This is a genomic window from Methanolobus sp. WCC1 (assembly GCF_045690315.1).
Classification (GTDB): domain Archaea; phylum Halobacteriota; class Methanosarcinia; order Methanosarcinales; family Methanosarcinaceae; genus Methanolobus; species Methanolobus tindarius.
On sequence record NZ_CP146979.1, the window covers coordinates 3,135,066 to 3,154,801 of the forward strand.

16 protein-coding genes and 1 pseudogene are annotated in these 19,736 nt (G+C 40.9%); 8 read left to right on the top strand and 9 right to left on the bottom strand.

What is annotated here, in order from left to right:
* Positions 1-82: 82 nt before the first annotated feature.
* A complete protein-coding gene (locus V7O61_RS14875; protein ID WP_407283173.1) occupies positions 83-1,681 on the top strand; it encodes a DNA-directed DNA polymerase II small subunit in 1,599 nt (532 codons plus the stop codon).
* Positions 1,682-1,752: 71 nt separating this feature from the next.
* Here V7O61_RS14875 and V7O61_RS14880 read toward each other — a convergent pair whose 3' ends face one another.
* From V7O61_RS14880 to V7O61_RS14920, 9 genes are all read right to left on the bottom strand, one after another.
* Complete coding sequence (locus V7O61_RS14880) at positions 1,753-3,378, bottom strand: methylamine methyltransferase corrinoid protein reductive activase (RefSeq protein ID WP_407283172.1); 1,626 nt, start codon at positions 3,376-3,378, stop codon at positions 1,753-1,755.
* A gap of 51 nt (positions 3,379-3,429) precedes the next feature.
* Positions 3,430-4,215 (bottom strand): 3-methylornithyl-N6-L-lysine dehydrogenase PylD, encoded by a 786-nt coding sequence (gene pylD, locus V7O61_RS14885; protein ID WP_288069609.1) that lies wholly within the window; start codon positions 4,213-4,215, stop codon positions 3,430-3,432.
* A gap of 11 nt (positions 4,216-4,226) precedes the next feature.
* Complete coding sequence (gene pylC / locus V7O61_RS14890) at positions 4,227-5,321, bottom strand: 3-methylornithine--L-lysine ligase PylC (protein ID WP_288069611.1); 1,095 nt, start codon at positions 5,319-5,321, stop codon at positions 4,227-4,229.
* Positions 5,318-6,409: a methylornithine synthase PylB gene (gene pylB, locus V7O61_RS14895; RefSeq protein WP_407283171.1), complete on the bottom strand. Its 1,092-nt coding sequence runs from the start codon at positions 6,407-6,409 to the stop codon at positions 5,318-5,320. Before pylB ends, pylC begins: the two co-directional genes overlap by 4 nt.
* Before the next feature lie 9 nt (positions 6,410-6,418).
* Positions 6,419-7,771 carry a pyrrolysine--tRNA(Pyl) ligase gene (gene pylS / locus V7O61_RS14900; RefSeq protein WP_407283170.1) on the bottom strand — a complete coding sequence of 451 codons (1,353 nt, stop codon included), beginning with the start codon at positions 7,769-7,771 and terminating at the stop codon, positions 6,419-6,421.
* A gap of 712 nt (positions 7,772-8,483) precedes the next feature.
* Complete coding sequence (locus tag V7O61_RS14905) at positions 8,484-8,894, bottom strand: response regulator (protein WP_023845215.1); 411 nt, start codon at positions 8,892-8,894, stop codon at positions 8,484-8,486.
* A gap of 1 nt (position 8,895) precedes the next feature.
* The gene (locus tag V7O61_RS14910; RefSeq protein ID WP_052324366.1) at positions 8,896-11,739 is read right to left on the bottom strand and encodes a PAS domain S-box protein; all 2,844 of its coding nucleotides are present in this window, start codon (positions 11,737-11,739) and stop codon (positions 8,896-8,898) included.
* A gap of 73 nt (positions 11,740-11,812) precedes the next feature.
* Complete coding sequence (locus V7O61_RS14915) at positions 11,813-12,589, bottom strand: helix-turn-helix transcriptional regulator (protein ID WP_407283169.1); 777 nt, start codon at positions 12,587-12,589, stop codon at positions 11,813-11,815.
* A 29-nt stretch (positions 12,590-12,618) separates the two neighbouring features.
* On the bottom strand, positions 12,619-13,416 hold the full coding sequence (locus tag V7O61_RS14920) for a helix-turn-helix transcriptional regulator (protein ID WP_407283168.1): 798 nt from the start codon (positions 13,414-13,416) through the stop codon (positions 12,619-12,621).
* A 497-nt stretch (positions 13,417-13,913) separates the two neighbouring features.
* On the opposite strand from V7O61_RS14920, the gene V7O61_RS14925 reads away from it, so the two are divergent.
* The 7 genes and pseudogenes from V7O61_RS14925 (at position 13,914) to mtbA (ending at position 19,703) form a co-directional block, all read left to right on the top strand.
* Positions 13,914-14,564: a methyltransferase cognate corrinoid protein gene (locus tag V7O61_RS14925; protein ID WP_407283167.1), complete on the top strand. Its 651-nt coding sequence runs from the start codon at positions 13,914-13,916 to the stop codon at positions 14,562-14,564.
* 11 nt (positions 14,565-14,575) lie between these two features.
* Positions 14,576-15,952, top strand: a pseudogene (locus V7O61_RS14930) (monomethylamine:corrinoid methyltransferase).
* Positions 15,953-16,165: 213 nt separating this feature from the next.
* Complete coding sequence (locus tag V7O61_RS14935) at positions 16,166-17,557, top strand: APC family permease (RefSeq protein WP_407283166.1); 1,392 nt, start codon at positions 16,166-16,168, stop codon at positions 17,555-17,557.
* 5 nt (positions 17,558-17,562) lie between these two features.
* Positions 17,563-17,826, top strand: a complete 264-nt coding sequence (locus V7O61_RS14940; protein WP_023845222.1) for a hypothetical protein — start codon at positions 17,563-17,565, stop codon at positions 17,824-17,826.
* 10 nt (positions 17,827-17,836) lie between these two features.
* A complete protein-coding gene (locus V7O61_RS14945; protein ID WP_023845223.1) occupies positions 17,837-18,082 on the top strand; it encodes an efflux RND transporter permease subunit in 246 nt (81 codons plus the stop codon).
* A gap of 91 nt (positions 18,083-18,173) precedes the next feature.
* Complete coding sequence (locus tag V7O61_RS14950) at positions 18,174-18,656, top strand: class II SORL domain-containing protein (protein ID WP_407283165.1); 483 nt, start codon at positions 18,174-18,176, stop codon at positions 18,654-18,656.
* A 27-nt stretch (positions 18,657-18,683) separates the two neighbouring features.
* A complete protein-coding gene (gene mtbA, locus V7O61_RS14955; RefSeq protein WP_407283164.1) occupies positions 18,684-19,703 on the top strand; it encodes a methylcobamide:CoM methyltransferase MtbA in 1,020 nt (339 codons plus the stop codon).
* The last annotated feature ends 33 nt before the right edge of the window (positions 19,704-19,736 follow it).

The following is a 19,736-nucleotide window of genomic DNA, read 5'->3' on the forward strand; positions in this document are numbered from 1 at the left end:
AAATAAAATGTTTCCCCCTTATAAAACATTTTTCAAATTTTTATTGTAAAATAAGCTGTACTTATATCCGAATTGTATCACCATGAATGAAATTGATGTGCTTACAGCCTTTATTGAAGAAGGCTATCAGATAAGTCCTGAAGCAGTGGACCTTATATGTTCTCATTGTTCCCCCGGGGAACTTGTGGCTTACGTACTTGAACACATAGATCTTTCTGTGCTTGTTATTGATGTCGAACACATTGATCTGGAAAGTTTCAATTCATCACTTCATGTAAATGAAGAGACATTTAAGTTATCAGAAGAACTTTCTCCTGAACCGGAAAAATCCTACAATTACAATGATTCTCATGATACAAATGGTTCTTATGATTCATATTCATCCTACCAGACATCTCCAATATCAGGTTTCAAGAGTAATTACTGTAATGTTGACAGTCCAATTTCCATACTTTCTGATATTACCGACAATTCAACGTGTGTCGGTGAGTACATGGAATTTGTTCAGTTTTTCAGGAACAGGTATACAAGACTTAGTGATATCATACGCGGCAGGATAACAGCCCGACCTATTGAGAGTCTGAAAAAAGGCAAAGGAACTAACTTCAGAGGGAGCCGCGAGGCAGGGGAAGTTTCTATAATAGGCATGATCTCTGATATGAAAAGCACCAGTAATGGTCATAAGATTCTTGAGGTCGAAGACCCTACAGGCTCATTTTCAGTTCTTATACGCTCTGCTGACAAAGATCTTTTTGAGCAGGCCAGTCATTTTGTTCTGGATGAGGTAGTGGGGTTCACAGGAACTCTCACAAATGACGGCAACTTAATGATAGCACAGAAAGTCACGCTTCCGGACCTTCCTGCGGTAAATCCAAAAAAGACCGGAAGCTTTGGAAAAGCAGTTCTCACATCTGATATCCACATAGGAAGCAACACTTTCCTTGAAGAACCATGGGAACGTTTTCTTGATTTCCTCAATGGGGATACTGATAACGAAGCCCTGCTGGAGATTTCTAAGGAGATACGCTATTTGCTTGTTGCAGGGGATCTTGTGGATGGCGTTGGCATTTATCCGGGACAGGAAAATGAACTTTCCATTATGGATGTGTACGACCAGTACAAAAAAGCCGGTGAATATTTTTCCATGATCCCAAAACACATCAAGATCATCATTTCTCCTGGAAACCACGATGCAGTGCGTCAGGCTGAGCCACAGCCAAGACTTCCTGAATGCATCAGGGACTATTTCCCTGAGAATGTTACATTTGTAGGAAATCCATCTATTGTTGATCTTGATGGTGTGAAAGTAATGCTTTACCACGGGCGTTCAATTGATGATCTGGTGGCTTCAGTTCCAGGTGTGTCATATACTGAACCCACAAAAGCAATGGTAGAAATGATGAAATTCAGGCACCTTTCACCAATTTATGGAAGCCGTGTTTCCATTGCACCCGAAAAGAAGGATTATTTTGTTATTGGAAATGTACCTGATATACTACATTGCGGCCACGTGCATACCATTGGTGTGGAGTGGTACAAGAATGCCCTGCTGATAAATTCAGGAACATGGCAGGACCAGACTGAGTTTCAGAAAAGAGTAAATGTTGTACCGACACCTGCACAGGTGCCGGTGGTTGATCTTGAAACACTGAAGACCACTATTCTAAAGTTTAATGAATAATCTTCAATAAATAAATCAGAATCCCCCTGTTTCCATTGGAGTTTCAAATTTATTTGAATAACTTTATTTGATCATTCTTCCTTAATCTTAAGCAATGAATGATTCATTGTCTGCTCAGGACAGATTGTCACACAGCGCCTGCAACTTGTGCCAAGACAGTGCTGACTGTCGATATTGACAATTCTTGCACCGTTTTCTTCAATTATTTCCAGTGCATCCTCAGGACATTCTTCCACGCATTCATGGCAGAGTATACATTTCTCAACCGGAGCTTCAAGTGTGATTCCTATATCCTTTACAATATCAAGGCCAAGGTAACCAACGTCATCGATATCCCTGGAAACTCTTCTTTCGATTTCAACTTTTTCAAGATCCTGCGGGAATACAGGAATACCATACATTTCCAGCATCTGAGCGTACATCTCTGCAGGCATTCCCTGCTGCCAGGTTGATAGTTCGCAGACATAGATATCCTTAAAAGTATCACTTGTTGCCATCATCAGGTGGTCTGCATGTATCTTCTTTGCAACTGCAATAACCTCATCAAGCTTTGAAACATCGATTGCAATCTTCCTTGCCAATCCGATTGAAGTGTTACCGAATTGGATAATTCCTCTTGAAAAACCAGGAACAGAACCGATGTGTCTTGCTTTATCAGCATCCACATACGTGCCAGTTGCACCTGACATGTATGAATACCTGAGATCCTCATATTTAAGTCCCGATTCAACCATAAGTGTCATGTGAGCGGCACGGATTGCTCCGATTGCCTTACCTACTTCCTCGACATCCTGGTCGGTGATAACTATTCCATCACCAAGTATCAGTTTTCCATTGGGTAGCTGCGGAAGTTTCTCGATAATTCCTTCCTTGATTGCAAGTGCCATTGTAGAAATAACACCTGTACCGGTGATACCTTTTGGAACAAGATCTCCTTCTTCTATTGTTTCACCACTTACCGGATCAACAAGAGGACCCTTACCTGAAGTCATTGTTTCATCAAGAACAGTGAGCCTCCAGTGTCCATTTTCCACGTTAATATCACTGATTGCTCCAGGACCTGCAAGCATTCCACATGCAATTCCCTGTCCTTCGATTGCAGGACCTGCGGCTGCACTTGCAGTTATTATTCTTTCACCTATTTTCAGTGCCATTTCGGCATTGGTGCCGTAATCAGTAACAAGACATGGTTCTGTCTGGTGAATAAAATCTGTTTCTAGCATCATTGCAAGGGCATCTGCCCCAATCTCATGTTTGATTGCCGGTGGAATAACTATTTCACAATTATCCATTGGATATATATCTGCAAAAATCTCGTTTGCAGGGAATATCCTTGCATCCCTTTTCACATCTTTAACACCAAGTGATGCCTGTTTGTTTTCACCTGCATACGCAAGATCCCTGATCTCCATATTCTGGAAAAGTGAGAGTTGTATTGGATTACCGCAGACAGCTATTCTCTGTATCTTTTCAGGTTCAACATCGAACTTTTTAAGTATCTCTTTGACAGTTTCGATGATAAGCCCGTGAGCCACATCCGTTCCGGTGCCCATTGCAAAGTCGAGGTGGTCCATTACATTTCCACCAGGAAGCGGGTGTCCCATTGTGATTACAGTCTTTACAGTTTCCTGTTTCTCAAGATCGATAAGTTGTGACCTGAAACCACTGGTTCCAAGGTCAAGGGAAATCACATACATATTCTCAAAACTCCAATTTCAATTTAGACTTTTAAATTTAGACTTACACTTTCAGTTCTGTATCACAGAATACAACATTGAAGCCACACCGATTGCAAGTGGCTCCATCACAAGGTCAACATGATACTTCTGCCCAATTTCAGGTGGAAGTCCGCAGGGAATTCCCGGAGTTGAGACAAGACATCTCTCCTCGATCATACCTTCTGATATAGTATTTGCATTGGGCGTTGCCTCAAAGACCATTGAGAACTTTTTCCTGTCATCACTGCAATAGGGCTTGATCCCAAGTTCATCCACAGCCTTCTGCAGAAATTCCTTGTTTGGATCACATGCATAGACATTAAATCCCTTGTTCACAAGGTGACAGGCTCCTGCATAACCAACTCTTCCGAGTCCGATAACAAGTATATCTTTTGACTTTGCTTCCTGAAATCTTGATGCAATGTCAGCATATATCACACCTGTAGCAACGTGGTTGCTCACTATTTTCTCATTTCTCAGGTTGTGAGCGGTGAAGATGTGGTCATCTGCCATCATTATGATATCAGCACCCTCAGAAACGGCTTCATAATAACCTGTGACATCGGGGTGTTCTGTCACAAATCCTTCAAAACCGAAATACTGGACTATGAACAGGAGTGATGATGTGAAAGTACTGATGATACCATTGCCGGCAGTTATTGGAATAATAGCTACTTTTTCAGAACCAGGTTCTGTACCGTATAATGCGGAGCATATACCTTTGATATCAAGACCTGTAATCCTTTTTGCAATCTCATCATTCTCTTCAAGTTGCATTGAAAGGTTTTCAAGGTCTTCCGGTGTTAAAAGTGCCATTTTTATTCCTCCTATTCTATATTCCTGAAATGACCGATGATCATTTCCATTCCATTCTGTCTTATCGTTTCAGTCTCTTCTCTGTCAGTTCCATAGCTTATGAGGGTGAAAACACTGTTTCTGTTCTCTCCTCTGGATTCGAATATTTCTAGTCCTTCTGATTTGTGGAACTGCACGTATTCGTCTCCCTGTGAAAGCACATGCTCACCAACAGGTTTCAGTTCTCCATTTTCAAGTAAAATGTGCTCGTAAATGCAATAGTTAGTTTCAGGAGCCATTCCCATTTCCTGAACTTCTCCCACAAACGCCTGCATGAGCATCTCCACAAGGTTGATTCCTGTAGAGTGATAAACTGCCGTAGGTGTTTGGCTCGGGAACCTCGCATCTATTTCCAGTACCTTAAGTCCCCTGGGACTGTCTATTGCTTCAACATCCATTATTCCTTGAAGATTGATGTTCCTGGCAAGCTCATAAGTTATTTTCCTGAATTCAGGATAATTTTTAATGGGAGTCACCATATGACAGTCATAGGTTTCATCGATGTGTATCTTTGTTTCCTTTACAACTGCAAAGTGAGTTCCATCACCTATCACTTCAAGGGAAATCACATCTCCCTCAACATACTCTTCAATGAGCATCGAAGGGTCAAGTCCTTCAAGTCCCTTGTCATCATATATTATAGATGTCCCGATACTGCTGCTCTCACATGGTGGTTTCACAAAATATGGCGGGCTGGTAGGTTTATCTGCGGGAGTTGGGATATCAATTGACTTGAAATAGTCCTTGGAACGCTTCTTGTCCATGCTGATGTGATATGCATCGAAATCAAAGAGTACGGGACAGGCAAGCTCATCCTTTATGCCTCTGAGAAAATCTATAGTTTCAAGGTTCTCGTTCACAGGGATGATAGCATCCATATTTTCTGAGAGTTCGATGAGTTTTTCAGGTTCCCTGACCACATCGAAGCAGTGAAAACTGTCAACAACCTTGCGTATCAGGGGCTTTTCCCTGCGATCAACAAGTACGACATCCATACCTGCTTTATGTGCAAGATAAGTAACCTCAAAACCCTGTAGCTTGCCACCGATTATGCATACAGTAGTCATAGTGCAGCCACCGGGATTTTTATCGGAGTTCCCTGCTTTTTTTCTATTATCCTGTTAAATTCAGCCTGGCTCGCAGGCTCCATGCCTATTTTTCTCAGGCGATTAATGACACTTCTTGAGTCCCTGTCCCTTTCTTCAAGTTCCCTGTCATAGTTGACAACGCCTTCTAGTGAGGAATCTGCGGATATAATTGATGTAACCACATTTGCACCTGCGTTAAGACGGTCTACCATACCATCGATTCCTTCAAGGTCAAGGGATGCTGGAATGAGTTTGTCAGGGAACATCAGTCTGAGAACTGAGATTATTTTAAGTTCTGACAGGCTGGACTGCTGTGATACCAGTTCAAGAGGAGTTCCTTCCTGTGGAACGAAGGTCATAACACGAACCATATCTGGTTGTCCCTTTTGCATTCCACGAAGTGAGATTATGGTTGATTCAACATCATTTCCGACACCTGTGAGGATACCATCTTCAACGCAGTAACCATTGGTTCTCGCAAATTCTCTGGCATGATTCCTTTCATCGAAAGATTGTCCCACCCTCAGTTTCCGGTAGAGATTCTCATCATGGGTTTCCTGGTAGAGTGCAAGGAAATTAGCTCCGCTTTCGTGGAGTTTGCTGAGAGTCCTGTCATCCATAACTCCAGGAGAAATCATAATTGGAAGTCCTGTTTCTTCCTTAACTGCTCTTACAACATCAACGAATTTTTCAGGATTGTTGTGGAAATAAGGGTCCTCTCCCATTGTAAGGTCTACCATGTGGATGGTCTCGTTCCTGATTGCCCGTGAAATTTTACGTATTTCTTCAAGATCAAGGCGATAGCGCTGTATGTCGTTGCACCTGTTATAATAACAGAAGGCACAGTTGTTCTTGCAGTGGGTTGAAAAATAAACGAAGCTGTAGAGGAAGACCCTGTTCCCGAAATGGTGGTCTCTCACTTTTCTTGCAACGTATTGCAGCTTCTCTATGTCTTCTTCTTCTGTCAGGGAAAGAAGTTCTCTTAAGTTATCATCTGTGAGCTTCTGTGCGTTTATTATATTTTCAGCGATAATGTCAAGATCCCGGTAATTACTGTCCTTTATCATGGTTCCACCTCAAAGATTGATGCTGATTCCGTTGTAGTATGATTCTGATCTGGCTGCACGTTTTATGTTCTTGAAATCATGTTTTGCTTTTAGCAACCTTTCAAGACCAAAACCGGCTCCAATCCAGGGTTTGTTTACTCCCCAGTCCATATCCATTGGGACCGGGCCGACAACGGCGGATGAGAGTTCCATTTTTTTATGCATCACATCGATGGTGTCACCATAGACCATGCAACTGTCTGCAACGATCTCGAATTCAATTCCCATGAAATCCAGGAGTTCCTTAATAAGATACTCAAGTTCATCCCTTGTACAATTTGATCCCATCTGGCAGAAATTCAGCATTGTGAATTCTTCAAGGTGGCTGTTTCCATCAGATTCTTTACGATAACAAGGACCTATCTCAAATATTCTGACAGGGTCAGGAAGTACATTATCGAATTTTCTCAGGTGGTTGTAGAGTCCCGGAGCAAGCATTGGGCGCAGACACATGTTGTCTCCAACCCTGAATATTTGCTCTGAAAGCTTCTTGTCCTCGCCAACTCCCATTCGTTCCATATATTCAAAAGGAATGAGAATTGGGGACTTGACTTCAAGGAAGCCCATATCCACGAAAAACTCAGTAATTGTTCTCTCAAGTTTTCCAAGCAGGTTTTCGCGACTGTCCTCGTACATTTCCCTTATATCCTTCTTACGCTGTAGGGTCAGGGTGGATTCGAGTTCTGCAAAGGATCTCTTTTCCTTTGCAAACGATATCATTTCTCCGGGACCTAAAAGTGAAAGAATCCTGTTCTTTTGCAGGGGTGTGAAATCAGTCTTCTTTGACTTTGCTTGTGGCTGGGAAGATGTTTTCTTAGCCTTAGAATTATTACCAGGATTGGAAGGGCTGGAACTGCTCTTTAAGGATTTAGGATTTGATCTGTGGTTGGTGGAACTATTGGCAGTTATTCCAGCCCGAGGTTCATTATGAATGTGATCTTTAATATCATTCGCAGGCTTATTATTTTCAATAGCTTCTGCAGGTATTGTAACAGGCTCGGCAGGCTTTTCAGAGGGTAGTCTGAACGAGCGGACAATTTTGATCTCAGCTTCATCTTTCCTTGAGATCTTCTTTGAGAATTCGTTAATTCTGTCGTCTGAAAGGCGACAATGTTTGCAGGGTTTTTGGAATTTATGGTTCCTTAGTGCTCTTGCAGACCTGCTGCTTCTGGAGTTGCGTACAGTGATGACCTCTCCGCAATCCATTTCTATTCTAATATATTTTTGTGATGTCTGACAACTCTTCACTCCGTGAAGGCGTCCGTTGCGTGACACCCATAATCCGTTATTGCTAATAAGTGTATCAAGTGGTTTTCTTTCCATGCTAACAGCTCCTGGAGTTTGACCTTTTTTCCGATCAATTCCTAGAATCCCAGGAATGCAAGTATCCAGTTGTGGTCATTGTTGTTTCGTTTCATGATTTTGCATCCATAGTTTGTGTTTTTGGACTGTTTCTCATTGCTCTTCTGATTCTAAGAGAAACATCTTTAGCTTTGGTCATCGACATATATATATATTGTCCTGTTTGGCTACTATTTATATTTTCTCATTGCCTCGTATTAACATAGTATATATAACTTTTGATACTACTGTTGTCTTTTAAATGTGCAAGAAAAACGATTGCTTCTTAGCATATTGATTTTATTTTTTATAGGGGGACACTTTCACCAGAACAGAATGGTTATAGCATAATTTGCTAGCAATGTTAGCATTACATGTGAATTATCATGAGGTATAATAATCCTGAAATAACAGACTCATACATGAGTTTCAGATTCTAAATAACTAAATGTAGATGGCAAAGTGTTACTTATTTTTGGGAAGTGCAGGAATACTGACCCGTATCCCTGCCTACGGATATAGACCCCCTTTATTAAGGGACACTTCCAGTAGAACAGAATAATATATAGCATAATTTGGTGCTATTATCTGCATGACATGTGAATTGTCATGGGGTACGATAACTGTCAGCACATGAATGAAATTATGTGCTCATAAGAAAACCTATTAATATCCCCAAAATGAGAATTTGAAATTATTTATCGTGGCAATGTTCCATCTGATACTTATATAATGCAATTTCAATTGTTGTTCGAAGGTCATCCTCTTCGAAAGGTTTTAAAATATATCCATAAGGTTCTGTCTGTTTAGCTCTTTTGAGCGTTTCATCATCAGAATGAGCCGTAAGATAGATTACTGGTATATTAAAACGTTCCCGGATTATTTGTGCTGCCTGAATTCCATCCATATCTCCTTTTAACCTGATATCCATAATCACAAGATCAGGGAGAAACCCTTCGGCTTTGTTAATTGCTTCTTTTCCGGTTGATGCAACACTGGAAACCTGATACCCAAGTTTATTAAGTCTTTTCTTTAGCTCCAAAGCAACTATATTTTCGTCCTCAACAACAAGTATCTTTGCATTATTTACCTCTGTTTCTTCCATTTTAGTTCCTCTCTGAAAAATTAATGATAAATTCTGTTCCATGAATTGAGTTCAGTTCGATGGTTCCATCTATCTGGTCAACCAACGTGGTCACAAGCTGTAAACCCAGGGATTCTGTATTTCTGAAATCTATATCAGGGGAGATACCAATTCCATTATCTTTTATTTTCAATAAAAAATCATTTTTAATGACATTAAGTTCCACACTGATTTCCCCTTCTTTCATTTCGGAGAAAGCATGTTTTAATGAGTTTGAAACAAGTTCATTGATTATCATACCAAGCGGAACAGCTGTATCAACGTTGAGGTAAACACCCTCAATCTTAGAAACAAGCTTAATATCCTTCTTTCCATCTTCGCATGATCTGGATAGGTAATTCATTAATTTCTTCGTGTAATCGGAAAAATCAACACTTGTCATATCCTTTGATTGATACAGTTCTTCATGTATCAGAGCCATTGAACGCACACGGTTACGACTATCTAAAAAAGCCTCTATTACATCCTGCTGCTCAAAATTATCAGATGCAAGATAGAGCAAACTTGAAATTACCTGTAAATTGTTCTTCACACGGTGATGTATTTCTTTCTTGCGTATATTCTCTGCCTGAATAAGTGCTTCTTCTACCTTTTTACGTTCAGTAATATCCAGAATTATTCCCTGCAATGAAATCCTGCCGTAGTTATCCCTTCTTGTAAAGGTTCTTTCATCTACCCATTTTATATCGCCTGATTTGGTGTATATTCTGTATTCGTAGTTTAGTTCAGCCTCCTTTTTCATATAATAATTGGAAATATGCAGGTGAGTCCTTTCGCTATCATCGGGATGTATAATATCGGCATACTTAAGACGGTTAGATGTAAAATCTTCTACAGTATAGCCAAGTTTTGTGATGTTTTTTGAAACAAATTCTACTGGCCAGTCAGTTTCTGTCTTCCATTTGAAAGCTATAACAGGACTGTTATTGATTATACTCTCCATTTCTTCCTTAAGTTCGTTTGAGTGCTCAAGTTCTTCAGCATATTTTTTGAGTTCTTTTTCACTTTGTTTTCTTTTACTAATATCTCTTGCAATAGTAATGATTGCTTTATGCCCATCGAACCTGATCATACGACTGCTCAATTCTACCGGAAAGACAGTACCATCTTTTCTCATGTGGATTGTTTCCAGGAGATTGCTCTTCATTTTACATAATTCTTTAAGTACTGTAAGAAAATCTTTGCCACGATTTGAAGCATCAATGTCCATATAAGTTAAAGAAAGGAATTCATCATGGCTATATCCCATTCTTTTACATGAGATCTCATTTATTTCCAGAATATTCCCCTGCAGGTCGGTGAGATATATTGCATCATTCAGGCTTTCAAACAAAGTCCTGAATTTCCTTTCAGAATCTCTTAGAGCTTTTTCAGCCTTTTTTTGTTCGTGAATTGCCAGATCTAATGAGTTTCTTGTTTCTTCGATTCCTTCGGTGAGGATATTAAAATCACCCTTTCCATGTATCCGAACGTTGCGGGAAAAATCATTGTTCTGTATAGCAGTAAGTACGTTATTGGAATCTGCAATAATATTGTTTAAGGAATCTGCAAAATCATCTAATGTATCTCCAAGATGCTTGAATTCCCCTTTCAGTTCCAGTTCGGTACGAGCCCCAAGTTCTCCTTTTGCAAGTGCATTTGTAACTCTGATAGATTCCCGTATCGGTGCTACCACAGCATCAAGGATCATATTAAGTCCGATTGGAATCTCTTTGAAATCCCTTTCTACATCTGTTTTTGCTCTTGTATCCAGTTTACCGTCAACAGCATCCTGCGCAATATTCCTGAAGTTCTCAACGATTTCATCTATAGGAGACGTTATCGATGTTGCTATCAAATAAGAAACAAAGCCCATAAAGAATATTGAAATAGTAGAAATAATGACTAGGGTGTTTCTGAGTTTGGTAACCCCGGCAAACATCTCTTCTTTTGGGATCACAAGTACAAAAGAGTAGTTACCTGTTCTCACAGGTTCATAAAACATTATTACTTCTTTGCCTGTCAAAGGATCGACAGTTTCAATGCTTCCTCCTATTCCATTTTTGATCTCTTCTGCAGCACCTGATATTTGAGGAATTCCAAGATCGTAAAGGGTATGTGTGCCTATTCCTTCTTTGTATTCAGGGTGGGATACCAGAATACCGGTATTTCCTGTCACAAATGCATATCCTGTATCAAAGGCTCTTATGTCACTAACAACATCGTCGATGTAATCAAGAGAGACATCAACACCTGCGATACCTGAAAATTCACCATTCTTAAAGATAGGAACGTCATAGCTTACCATGAATATGCCCTGATAATAATAAGGTTCAGTGACAATATTTTCGTGTGTTAGCTCCGGAAGCTGGTAGTAATCCTGGGTGTCATAGTTCACAAGGGGTTCAACTTCTATTGTTCCCTGGATAGTATTCCAGTAGGGTATGAATCTCCCGGTGGAGTCGTGATATGGAGCATTGATATATTCATCATCATTTCCATCAAAAGCATCAGGTTCGTATCCTACATACACTCCCGTAAGAGAAGGATGAGTTTCAAGAATATTTTTGAGAATATTGTTTACTTCATTTCTGTCATCGGCTGTGTACATTTCCATTGTTTTAGCAATTGTTTCTGCAATAGCCATATTTGCCTGCATGTCACCGTCGAACTGATTCGCATAGTCCCTTGCCATTTCTACGGATTGAAGATATGCAAGTTCTTCTTGTTGGGATGTTACGGTTTTGATACTAACTGCGGTTGAAACAACGAGTACAAGAAAGACACTGACCACTATATACATAATCAGTTTGGTTTTAATTGTCATCTCATTCTTTTTCAATCACATGCACCTCCCATTCCCCTTCACACCGACACTCAATGTACTTCCATACCGAATTCTAGATTTCAGTAGCCAGACTTTTGTAATGTTCAAACATCTCTTCCCCCCACTTAAGTGAACTTTGAGAAAAAGCCATTATATCCCTGTGGTCATACATTCCACTGATATTGAAAAAGCTCGCCGAAAATAAAGTATCAGTAACCACAATTGAGGGTGGACACATCTCTTTTTCATACAGGAACAATTTTGTATTTTCCAAGTCTTTCATTTTCTGCAGTTCTTCATTCCTGTCTTCAGTTATTCTTTGCAAAACAGATTGAGTGAAAATTATTGACACCTGGATCCCTTTTTCTGCAAGCTCACTGTAAAATGGGGGGTAAAGAGGGTGATAGATAGAAAAAATCGAATGTACGTGTTTTGAATGCAAAAGCCCATCTGTAAACTCCACAGTAGGTTCAAACATATCATTAAGTTCCGGTTCTGAAATTGTATATTCTTCAATTTCTCCTATTCTGTCCAGAAGATATTCAGGTATTGAATCCAGATTTCTTTTAACCCAGTAATCAGTGTCCTTTTCAAAGAACTTTAGTATTTCATTAATTGGTTTCACTGTTTCTGCGATAAGTTTTCCAATATAGGACAGTTCATATATTCCTTCAGAATTGCATACAAGTTCTGCTTCCTTCAGTTCTTTAAGTGGGAGTATTAGTGAACGCCATGTAACACCGAATGCTTCCTTCATTTCGTCGGGTTTTTTTGGTCCGTCCAGTAATAGCAGCACTATTTTTCTTCTTTTTTCAGAAAACCATATTGTTTCGGTTAATGATGATTCCATAATTCCTGTCTCCCCATCCCATATTTGTATTAAGCATCATTTTCCATTTGGCAAATCTCTTTTGAACTATACCTGTAATACTCAAACAACTCATGGCACCATTCCAGTGAGCTTTCATCAAAACTTATGATATCTCTGTGGTCGTATCTTAATTCTTCATTGAAAAGACAGATGTAACAAAACCAGTCAGTCACTGTTATCATTGGTACCTTAAAGTTTTCTTCACAGAGAAAGAAAGTTATGCCATCCATTCTAACCAATTCGTTGAATTGTTCCAGATATTCCTTCTTTATTTTGTCTAACGCCGATTCTGAAAGGAAAAGTGAAATTTCTGCCCCTGAGTGGGCTGCTTTAAGATAAAGAGAAAGAAATGAAGGATGAAGGTACGAAACAAAAGTCATAATTGTTTTTGATTTTGGAATATTATCCACAAATTCTCTGGGAAGCTCAAACATATGGTTAATATCGGGTTCTATAAGGAAATAATGTCCAAGATCTCTCATCCTGCTGAAAAGGTGTGCTGGTATAGCATCGAAATTCCTGCTTGTCCAGAAATCTTTATTTTCTTCAACAATTCTTGATGTATCAAGAAACGGCAGCATATTGTTAGCAATTATATTTCCTATGGAAGTCAGGCTGAAATTCTCATCTTCCTGTTTAATTAGATTCTGCTTTTTCAGGGTTTTTATCTGAGGCATTATTGATCTGGTTGTTACATTCAGTGATTTCTTAATTTGTTCCAGATCCCTTTCTCCCTCACTTAATAATAACAAAAGATTTTTCCTCTTATCAGAATACCATACAGTGTTTACCAGTGACGTTTTCATACCTATCCTTTCCTATTCCCACTTCAATACTATCATAACAGAACTTCTGGTTATATCAAATGGTTTTAAATTTACCTTTCTTACCATTCAGTGATTTTTAGCATGTACAATTCTTTTTCCACTACTAGTAACGTTTTTGGTTTAAACTATATTAATTTATTTTATATGGTAATTCACAGTGGTACTTACAAGTCACATACCCTGTTACAATTCACAAGGGTAGTTACAATTCATGAAGCACATGAAAAATCAAATTCTCTTTTAGAAATCAATTCGAATTCAAAATTTCCATTATTCTAATTAAGTAACAATGAAGGAGCTATATCCTGCAATTAATGAAAAATCGACAAGGATTAGTCTATATGTTGTAAAGTAAATGATGTATTTGCAGTGGCAGTCCCATGGATAGCCCGCAACAGGCAGTTGTTTTGAGAATGATTGTAAAGATAGTTGCAACGCTGTAAAAACAACTGCAAAAGGAGATTAGGAGGTAAAATATGTCAAATCAGGAGATATTAGACAAACTCAGAGATACTATAGTCAATCAGGATATAAACGGCTGTGCTACAGCTACTCAGGAAGCTGTAGATGCAGGTATTAGTGCTGTTGATGCAATAGAAGGCGGTCTTTCGGTAGGTATGAAGATCGTAGGCGATAAATTTGAAGCGGCAGAGATCTATCTTCCACAGATTATGATGTCTGCAAAGGCTATGAATGCTGCAATGGAAATTCTTACTCCTATACTTGCAGAAGAAAAGACAGGAGAAGGAGTGGGAACAGCAATCACTTTTGTACAGGAAGGCGACATCCATGACATCGGTCACCGTTTAGTCTCAACTATGCTTGGTGCAAATGGTTTCAAGATAGTTGATCTTGGTGTTGATGTACCTGATGATACCATCGTGGATGAAGTCAAAAAGCTTGAGGGTAGCAAAATCCTCCTTGTAGGCTCTGCACTCATGACCACATCCATGCTGGGTCAGAAAGACACAGTAGGCACTCTTGTAGAAGAAAATCTCAGGGACTCTGTCAAGATAATGTTCGGTGGAGCACCAGTATCTGATGCATGGATCGCAGAAATTGGAGCAGATGCAACAGCAGAAAATGCAGCAGATGCAGCTCGTGTGGCATTGGAACTTATGAAATAAGGGGGTATAATATGACATTTTCAAGATCACTTGATTGTTTTGAATTCTATGAGCGTGCAAAGAAAGGTCAGAAGATGACCCAGGATGACTGGGACCTTATGACCATCCCAATGAAGGCAATGGAACTCAAGCAGAAATACAACCTTGATTTTAAGGGTGAGTTCGTACCAACTGACAAGGACATGATGGAAAACCTATTCAAAGCAGGTTTTGAGATGCTTCTTGAGTGCGGTATTTTCTGTACCGACACAAGTCGTGTAGTAAAATACACAGAAGACGAGATATGGGATGCAATCAACAATGTCCAGAAGGAATTCGTGCTAGGTACCGGCAGGGATGCTGTAAGAGTACAGAAGAGAAGTGTTGGTGACAAAAGAAAGCCAATTGTCCAGGGTGGTCCGACAGGTTCCCCTATTTCTGAAAACATGTTCATGCCGGTTCATATGAGCTATGCACTTGAGAAGGAAGTTGACACAATTGTTAACGGTGTCATGATGACAGTCCGTGGCAAGCCACCAATTCCAAAGAGTCCGTACGAGGTTCTTGCAGCAAAGACCGAGACAAGGCTCATTAAGAATGCAGCCGCAATGGCCGGAAGGCCAGGCATGGGCATATAGGGACCAGAGACTTCCCTGTCCGCTCAGGGAAATATCGCTTCAGACTGCGTCGGTGGCCAGGTCTGCAGTGACAGTCACGAAGTATCACAGCTCAATGAGCTTAAGATAGACCTTGATGCTATCAGTGTAATGGCTCACTATCAGGGTAACAGTGACATTATCATGGATGAACAGATGCCTATCTTTGGTGGATATGCCGGTGGCATAGAAGAAACCACAATTGTAGATATTGCAACCCACATCAACGCTTTTGTAATGAGCAATGCAAGCTGGCACCTTGACGGTCCGGTTCACATCCGCTGGGGATCCACAAACACTCGTGAGACCCTCATGATCGCTGGATGGGCATGTGCTACAATTTCAGAATTCACTGATATACTCTCAGGTAACCAGTACTATCCATGTGCAGGACCATGTACCGAGATGTGCCTTTTGGAAGCATCCGCTCAGTCTATCACTGACACAGCTTCAGGTCGTGAGATCCTCTCCGGTGTTGCAGCCGCAAAGGGTGTCGTTCAGGACAAGACAACCGGTATGGAAGCAAGAATGATGGGAGAAGTCGCAAGGGCAACCGCAGGAATGGATATTTCCGAAGTTAACAAGGTTCTTGATGCTCTTGTCAGTTCTTATGAAGGCAACTATGCAACTGCACCAGAGGGTAAGACTTTCCAGGAATGTTACGACATTGCAACCGTAACGCCAACCGACGAATACGTCAAGGTCTATGACGGTGCACGCAAGAAGCTAGAGGAGTTTGGACTTACGTTTTAATCCCTCCGAGCAAGCCAGCGATTAATTTCGCTGGCATTTTTTATCGGGATAAAGGTAACGAATAATCGAGTAAAATCTATTAAAATGGAGGTTTTCCAATGGATGCGTACTGGACGATCATTAATGGAATAATATACTTGCTGGCTTTTGCATTGATCGGATGGGTCTTGCTTGATGCGAGTAAAACATCCAAGAAATTGAAGAGGTGATTATGTGACCGACGAAGTTACAGAATCACCCGGACTTGTTAAGACGCTCAGGCCCTACCACGTCTGGGCATTGGGAGTCGGAATAGTTCTTGTTGGTGAGTTTATGGGGTGGAACTTCACCGTTGCAAAAGGAGGAATTCTTGGAGCTCTGCTTGCAATGCTTGTTGCGGGAACAATGTACGTCATAATTTCCCTGTGTGCAAGTGAACTTGGATCCGCCACCAAACTGGCAGGTGGGCCTTATGACTGGGCAAGGCTTTTTGTAGGACCCGGTGCTGCAGCCAGTGTTGGACTTGCGGTATATATGGAATTTATAGCCCTGGAGGCTGCTGATGCTATAGTTGTTGCTTTTATTGCGCAGGAGATTTTCCCGCAGTTGCAGGTTTTCCCCGTTACATTGCTAGTAATTGCTACTCTGACATTTATTAACTACAGGGGTGTTGTGGCCGCACTTACACTTAACTTCTTCATGACTGCCATCGCTTTCCTTGCCATAATATTGCTCTTCTTCTCAGGAACATTCGGCGTCTTTGAACTTCATCCGGAGAACCTTTTCCAGGGTGCAATGCCAAACGGCATGATAGGCCTGTTTGCAGCTTTGCAGTTTGGTCCGTGGTTCTTCCTGGGTATTGAAGGAGCCGCAATGTGTGCAGAAGAATGTAAGCGACCATCAAGGGCAGTTCCTCTGGGACAACAGGCAGGGATGATAACACTTCTGGTCGGAGCCGCAATGACGCTTTTCATATGTGCAAGTTTGCTTCCATCCAACATACCTGCTGAAGGTCTTGGAGTTTCTGTGTATCCCCTCTTTGAGGCTGCACAGGTAAGCGGAGTACCGGTACTGGTTGCACTTCTGGCAATTGGAACTTTGCTAACATGTATTTCCAGTGCAAACGGCTGTGTTTGTGATTCATCAAGGTCATGGTTTGCTCTTTCAAGAGATCATTTTGTCTCTAATTGGTTCGCTTCAGTTCATCCAAAATACCAGTCACCTTACAAAGCGGTAATTTTCACCATGCCTATCGCAATAGCCTTTGCATTCAGCGGTTATCTTGACCAGGTTATCACTTTCTCTATCGTATCAGGTCTGCTTTGTTACGTTCTGATACCATTCTCCCTGCTACGTTTCAGAAAGATGTTCCCTTCACATATCAACAAGATCCGTCCATTTGTAAGCCCGCTTCAGCCATGGATATCCTACTTTGCAATTATAATTGCAATAACAATCATGTCCACACTGTTCTGGGGCTACAGATACAACCTTATCTTCGCTTTGGTCTTCTATCTGATAGCGTACTTCTACTTCCATAATAAGCACAAGAAACATCAGAAAGAATTCGATTGGCAAAGGGAAATGGGATGGCCGAATCCAAGCCACCATAATATTGAGGAGTGATAAAAATGGATGGAATCAATGAAGCAAAATATAATAGTGCATTTGCAAAGGACACCTTTCTGATACTGGGTGCAATTGCGCTGTTGATTGTTATTGAAGGTTATGTGGTCTTTACCATACTGTCTGAGGCTGGTTCAGCTGTTTCACCTGCAATTCAGGGGATATACATCCTGTTCTTCGGTTTGGTAGTGGGTATTGAGACTATAGGCTACATGCAGGTCAGGCGCTCAATAAAACAGCACATGTTTGATTTCAAGTACTATGATTGAGGTGAACAATATGAGTGAAGACACTGAAAAGAAAAACTGGATGATGGAGGCATTTGACATCATTTTCATTTTTGTGCTTGCTTTCATCTGTCTGGTTGTACCAACGCAGATACAGGGTTCAGTACTTGTGGGATGGTCAGAGACCGGTTCAATCCAGTTCATATGGGATCCAGTGGGCTTTTTCAGTTTGCTGGGGGTCATAATCGCGTTTTTTGTGATTATGCTTTACCATTCTGTAAGCCATTACAAATACTGAAGATGTGTCAGCTTAACTGACACTTCTTTTTGGATTTTATGTTTAAATTAATCTTTAATTTGCTAATTAATGGATATTATAAGGTGAAATTATGAGTTCAGATATCAATATTCAACGGGCAAAAGATCATGATAATCTTACCGAAACGGAAAAAAAGCATATTCCTGTCATTGAGGCTCCTTCAGAAGTGAAAGCCGGGGAACCTTTTGATGTTAAGGTAACTGTAGGAGCTATTCCTCATGTTATGGAAGAGGAGCACTACATAAAATGGATAGAACTGCACCTGAACGGAACTCTTGTGGGAAGAAAGGAACTTCAGGCATCAGAAGGGAAAGCTGAAGCGACATTTACCACCGTAGGCACTGAAGAGATGATCACTGCAAGAGAAATCCAAAATTGCACAATTCATGGCTTTGGTGTATGTGGTACATGCGGCACAAAATCAGCTATTGTCAATCTCAGAGCAGTTGAAAGTTGCAATGTTCATGGATTGTGGGAAGATTCGAAAGGTATTGAAATTATTTCTTCTGTTGTCAAAGATGGGAAGAAATGCACAGGGGGTTCCCAGTTGTGACTCCATTTAAGTAAGGAGATTATATCTATGACAGAATATACCCCTAAAGAAAGATTAGCGCGTGCATTGACAGGCCAGCCTGTTGACAGGATGCCTGCCGTTTCTGTCACCCAGACAGGAACAGTTGAACAAATGGAAGCTTGCGGTGCCTTCTGGCCCGAGGCTAACAATGATGCCGAAAAAATGGCCACACTTGCAGAAGCAGGTCATACAGTAGTTGGATTTGAAGCTGTGCGTGTGCCTTTTGATATTACAGCAGAAGCTGAGTTCTTCGGCTGTGAGATAAAAGACGGTACAAAAGAACAGCAGCCATCTGTTGTAGGTCATGTTGTAAGCAATGTTGAAGACATTGAGAAGCTCAAAGGTTACAGCCTCGAACACGGCAGGATCGGTGTTGTCTGTGAGGCAATAAAGATACTTGCAGACAAATATGGTGATGAACTTCCTGTCATGGGAAGCATGATCGGTCCTTTCTCACTTGCACAACACATCAATGGTGATGACTGGTTTATGGCAATCTTCACAGACGAAGCATTCGGTCTTGCCCTCATGGAATTCACAACCGATTTCTGTGTTGCATATGCAGAAAAAATGGTTGAGAACGGTGCTGATACGATGGTTATCATTGATCCTACGGCAAGTGCACAGCTTATTGGTGCCGAATTCTATGAGAAGTTTGTTGTACCTTTCCATGAAAAGATAGTTGATGCAATGCACAAGGTCAACGTTCCTGTAGTTCTGCACATATGTGGTGACACCACCCTGGGTCTTGCTCTTATGGAATCATCAGGTGTAGACGGCATTAGTGTAGACCAGAATGTTGATGTAGCAACCGCCGTTGGCAGTGTCGAAAAAGCTGTGATCGTCGGGAACCTTGACCCCGTGAACATGCTCTGGAACCAGACTCCTGAAACCATCAGGGAGCAGTCACAGAAGGTCCTTGATGCAGGAGTGGGCTTGCTTGCACCGGGCTGTGGTATTGTCAGCAAGACTCCCACAGAGAACCTCCGGGCAATGGTAGAAATGGCAAGGAACCACAAATACTGATTAAAAGTTTCTCCGGGACAAATCCTTCATACG

Bases quoted from the DNA above. Each gene is read 5' to 3' on its own strand.
- pylB (WP_407283171.1), bottom strand. From the start codon at position 6,409: ATGATAAAGGACAGTAATTACCGGGATCTTGACATTATCGCTGAAAAT.
- V7O61_RS14940 (WP_023845222.1), top strand. From the start codon at position 17,563: ATGGATGGAATCAATGAAGCAAAATATAATAGTGCATTTGCAAAGGAC.
- V7O61_RS14880 (WP_407283172.1), bottom strand. From the start codon at position 3,378: ATGTATGTGATTTCCCTTGACCTTGGAACCAGTGGTTTCAGGTCACAA.
- mtbA (WP_407283164.1), top strand. From the start codon at position 18,684: ATGACAGAATATACCCCTAAAGAAAGATTAGCGCGTGCATTGACAGGC.
- V7O61_RS14945 (WP_023845223.1), top strand. From the start codon at position 17,837: ATGAGTGAAGACACTGAAAAGAAAAACTGGATGATGGAGGCATTTGAC.
- V7O61_RS14910 (WP_052324366.1), bottom strand. From the start codon at position 11,739: ATGACAATTAAAACCAAACTGATTATGTATATAGTGGTCAGTGTCTTT.
- V7O61_RS14905 (WP_023845215.1), bottom strand. From the start codon at position 8,894: ATGGAAGAAACAGAGGTAAATAATGCAAAGATACTTGTTGTTGAGGAC.
- V7O61_RS14925 (WP_407283167.1), top strand. From the start codon at position 13,914: ATGTCAAATCAGGAGATATTAGACAAACTCAGAGATACTATAGTCAAT.
- pylC (WP_288069611.1), bottom strand. From the start codon at position 5,321: ATGACTACTGTATGCATAATCGGTGGCAAGCTACAGGGTTTTGAGGTT.
- pylD (WP_288069609.1), bottom strand. From the start codon at position 4,215: ATGGCACTTTTAACACCGGAAGACCTTGAAAACCTTTCAATGCAACTT.
- V7O61_RS14915 (WP_407283169.1), bottom strand. From the start codon at position 12,589: ATGGAATCATCATTAACCGAAACAATATGGTTTTCTGAAAAAAGAAGA.
- V7O61_RS14920 (WP_407283168.1), bottom strand. From the start codon at position 13,416: ATGAAAACGTCACTGGTAAACACTGTATGGTATTCTGATAAGAGGAAA.
- pylS (WP_407283170.1), bottom strand. From the start codon at position 7,771: ATGGAAAGAAAACCACTTGATACACTTATTAGCAATAACGGATTATGG.
- V7O61_RS14875 (WP_407283173.1), top strand. From the start codon at position 83: ATGAATGAAATTGATGTGCTTACAGCCTTTATTGAAGAAGGCTATCAG.
- V7O61_RS14950 (WP_407283165.1), top strand. From the start codon at position 18,174: ATGAGTTCAGATATCAATATTCAACGGGCAAAAGATCATGATAATCTT.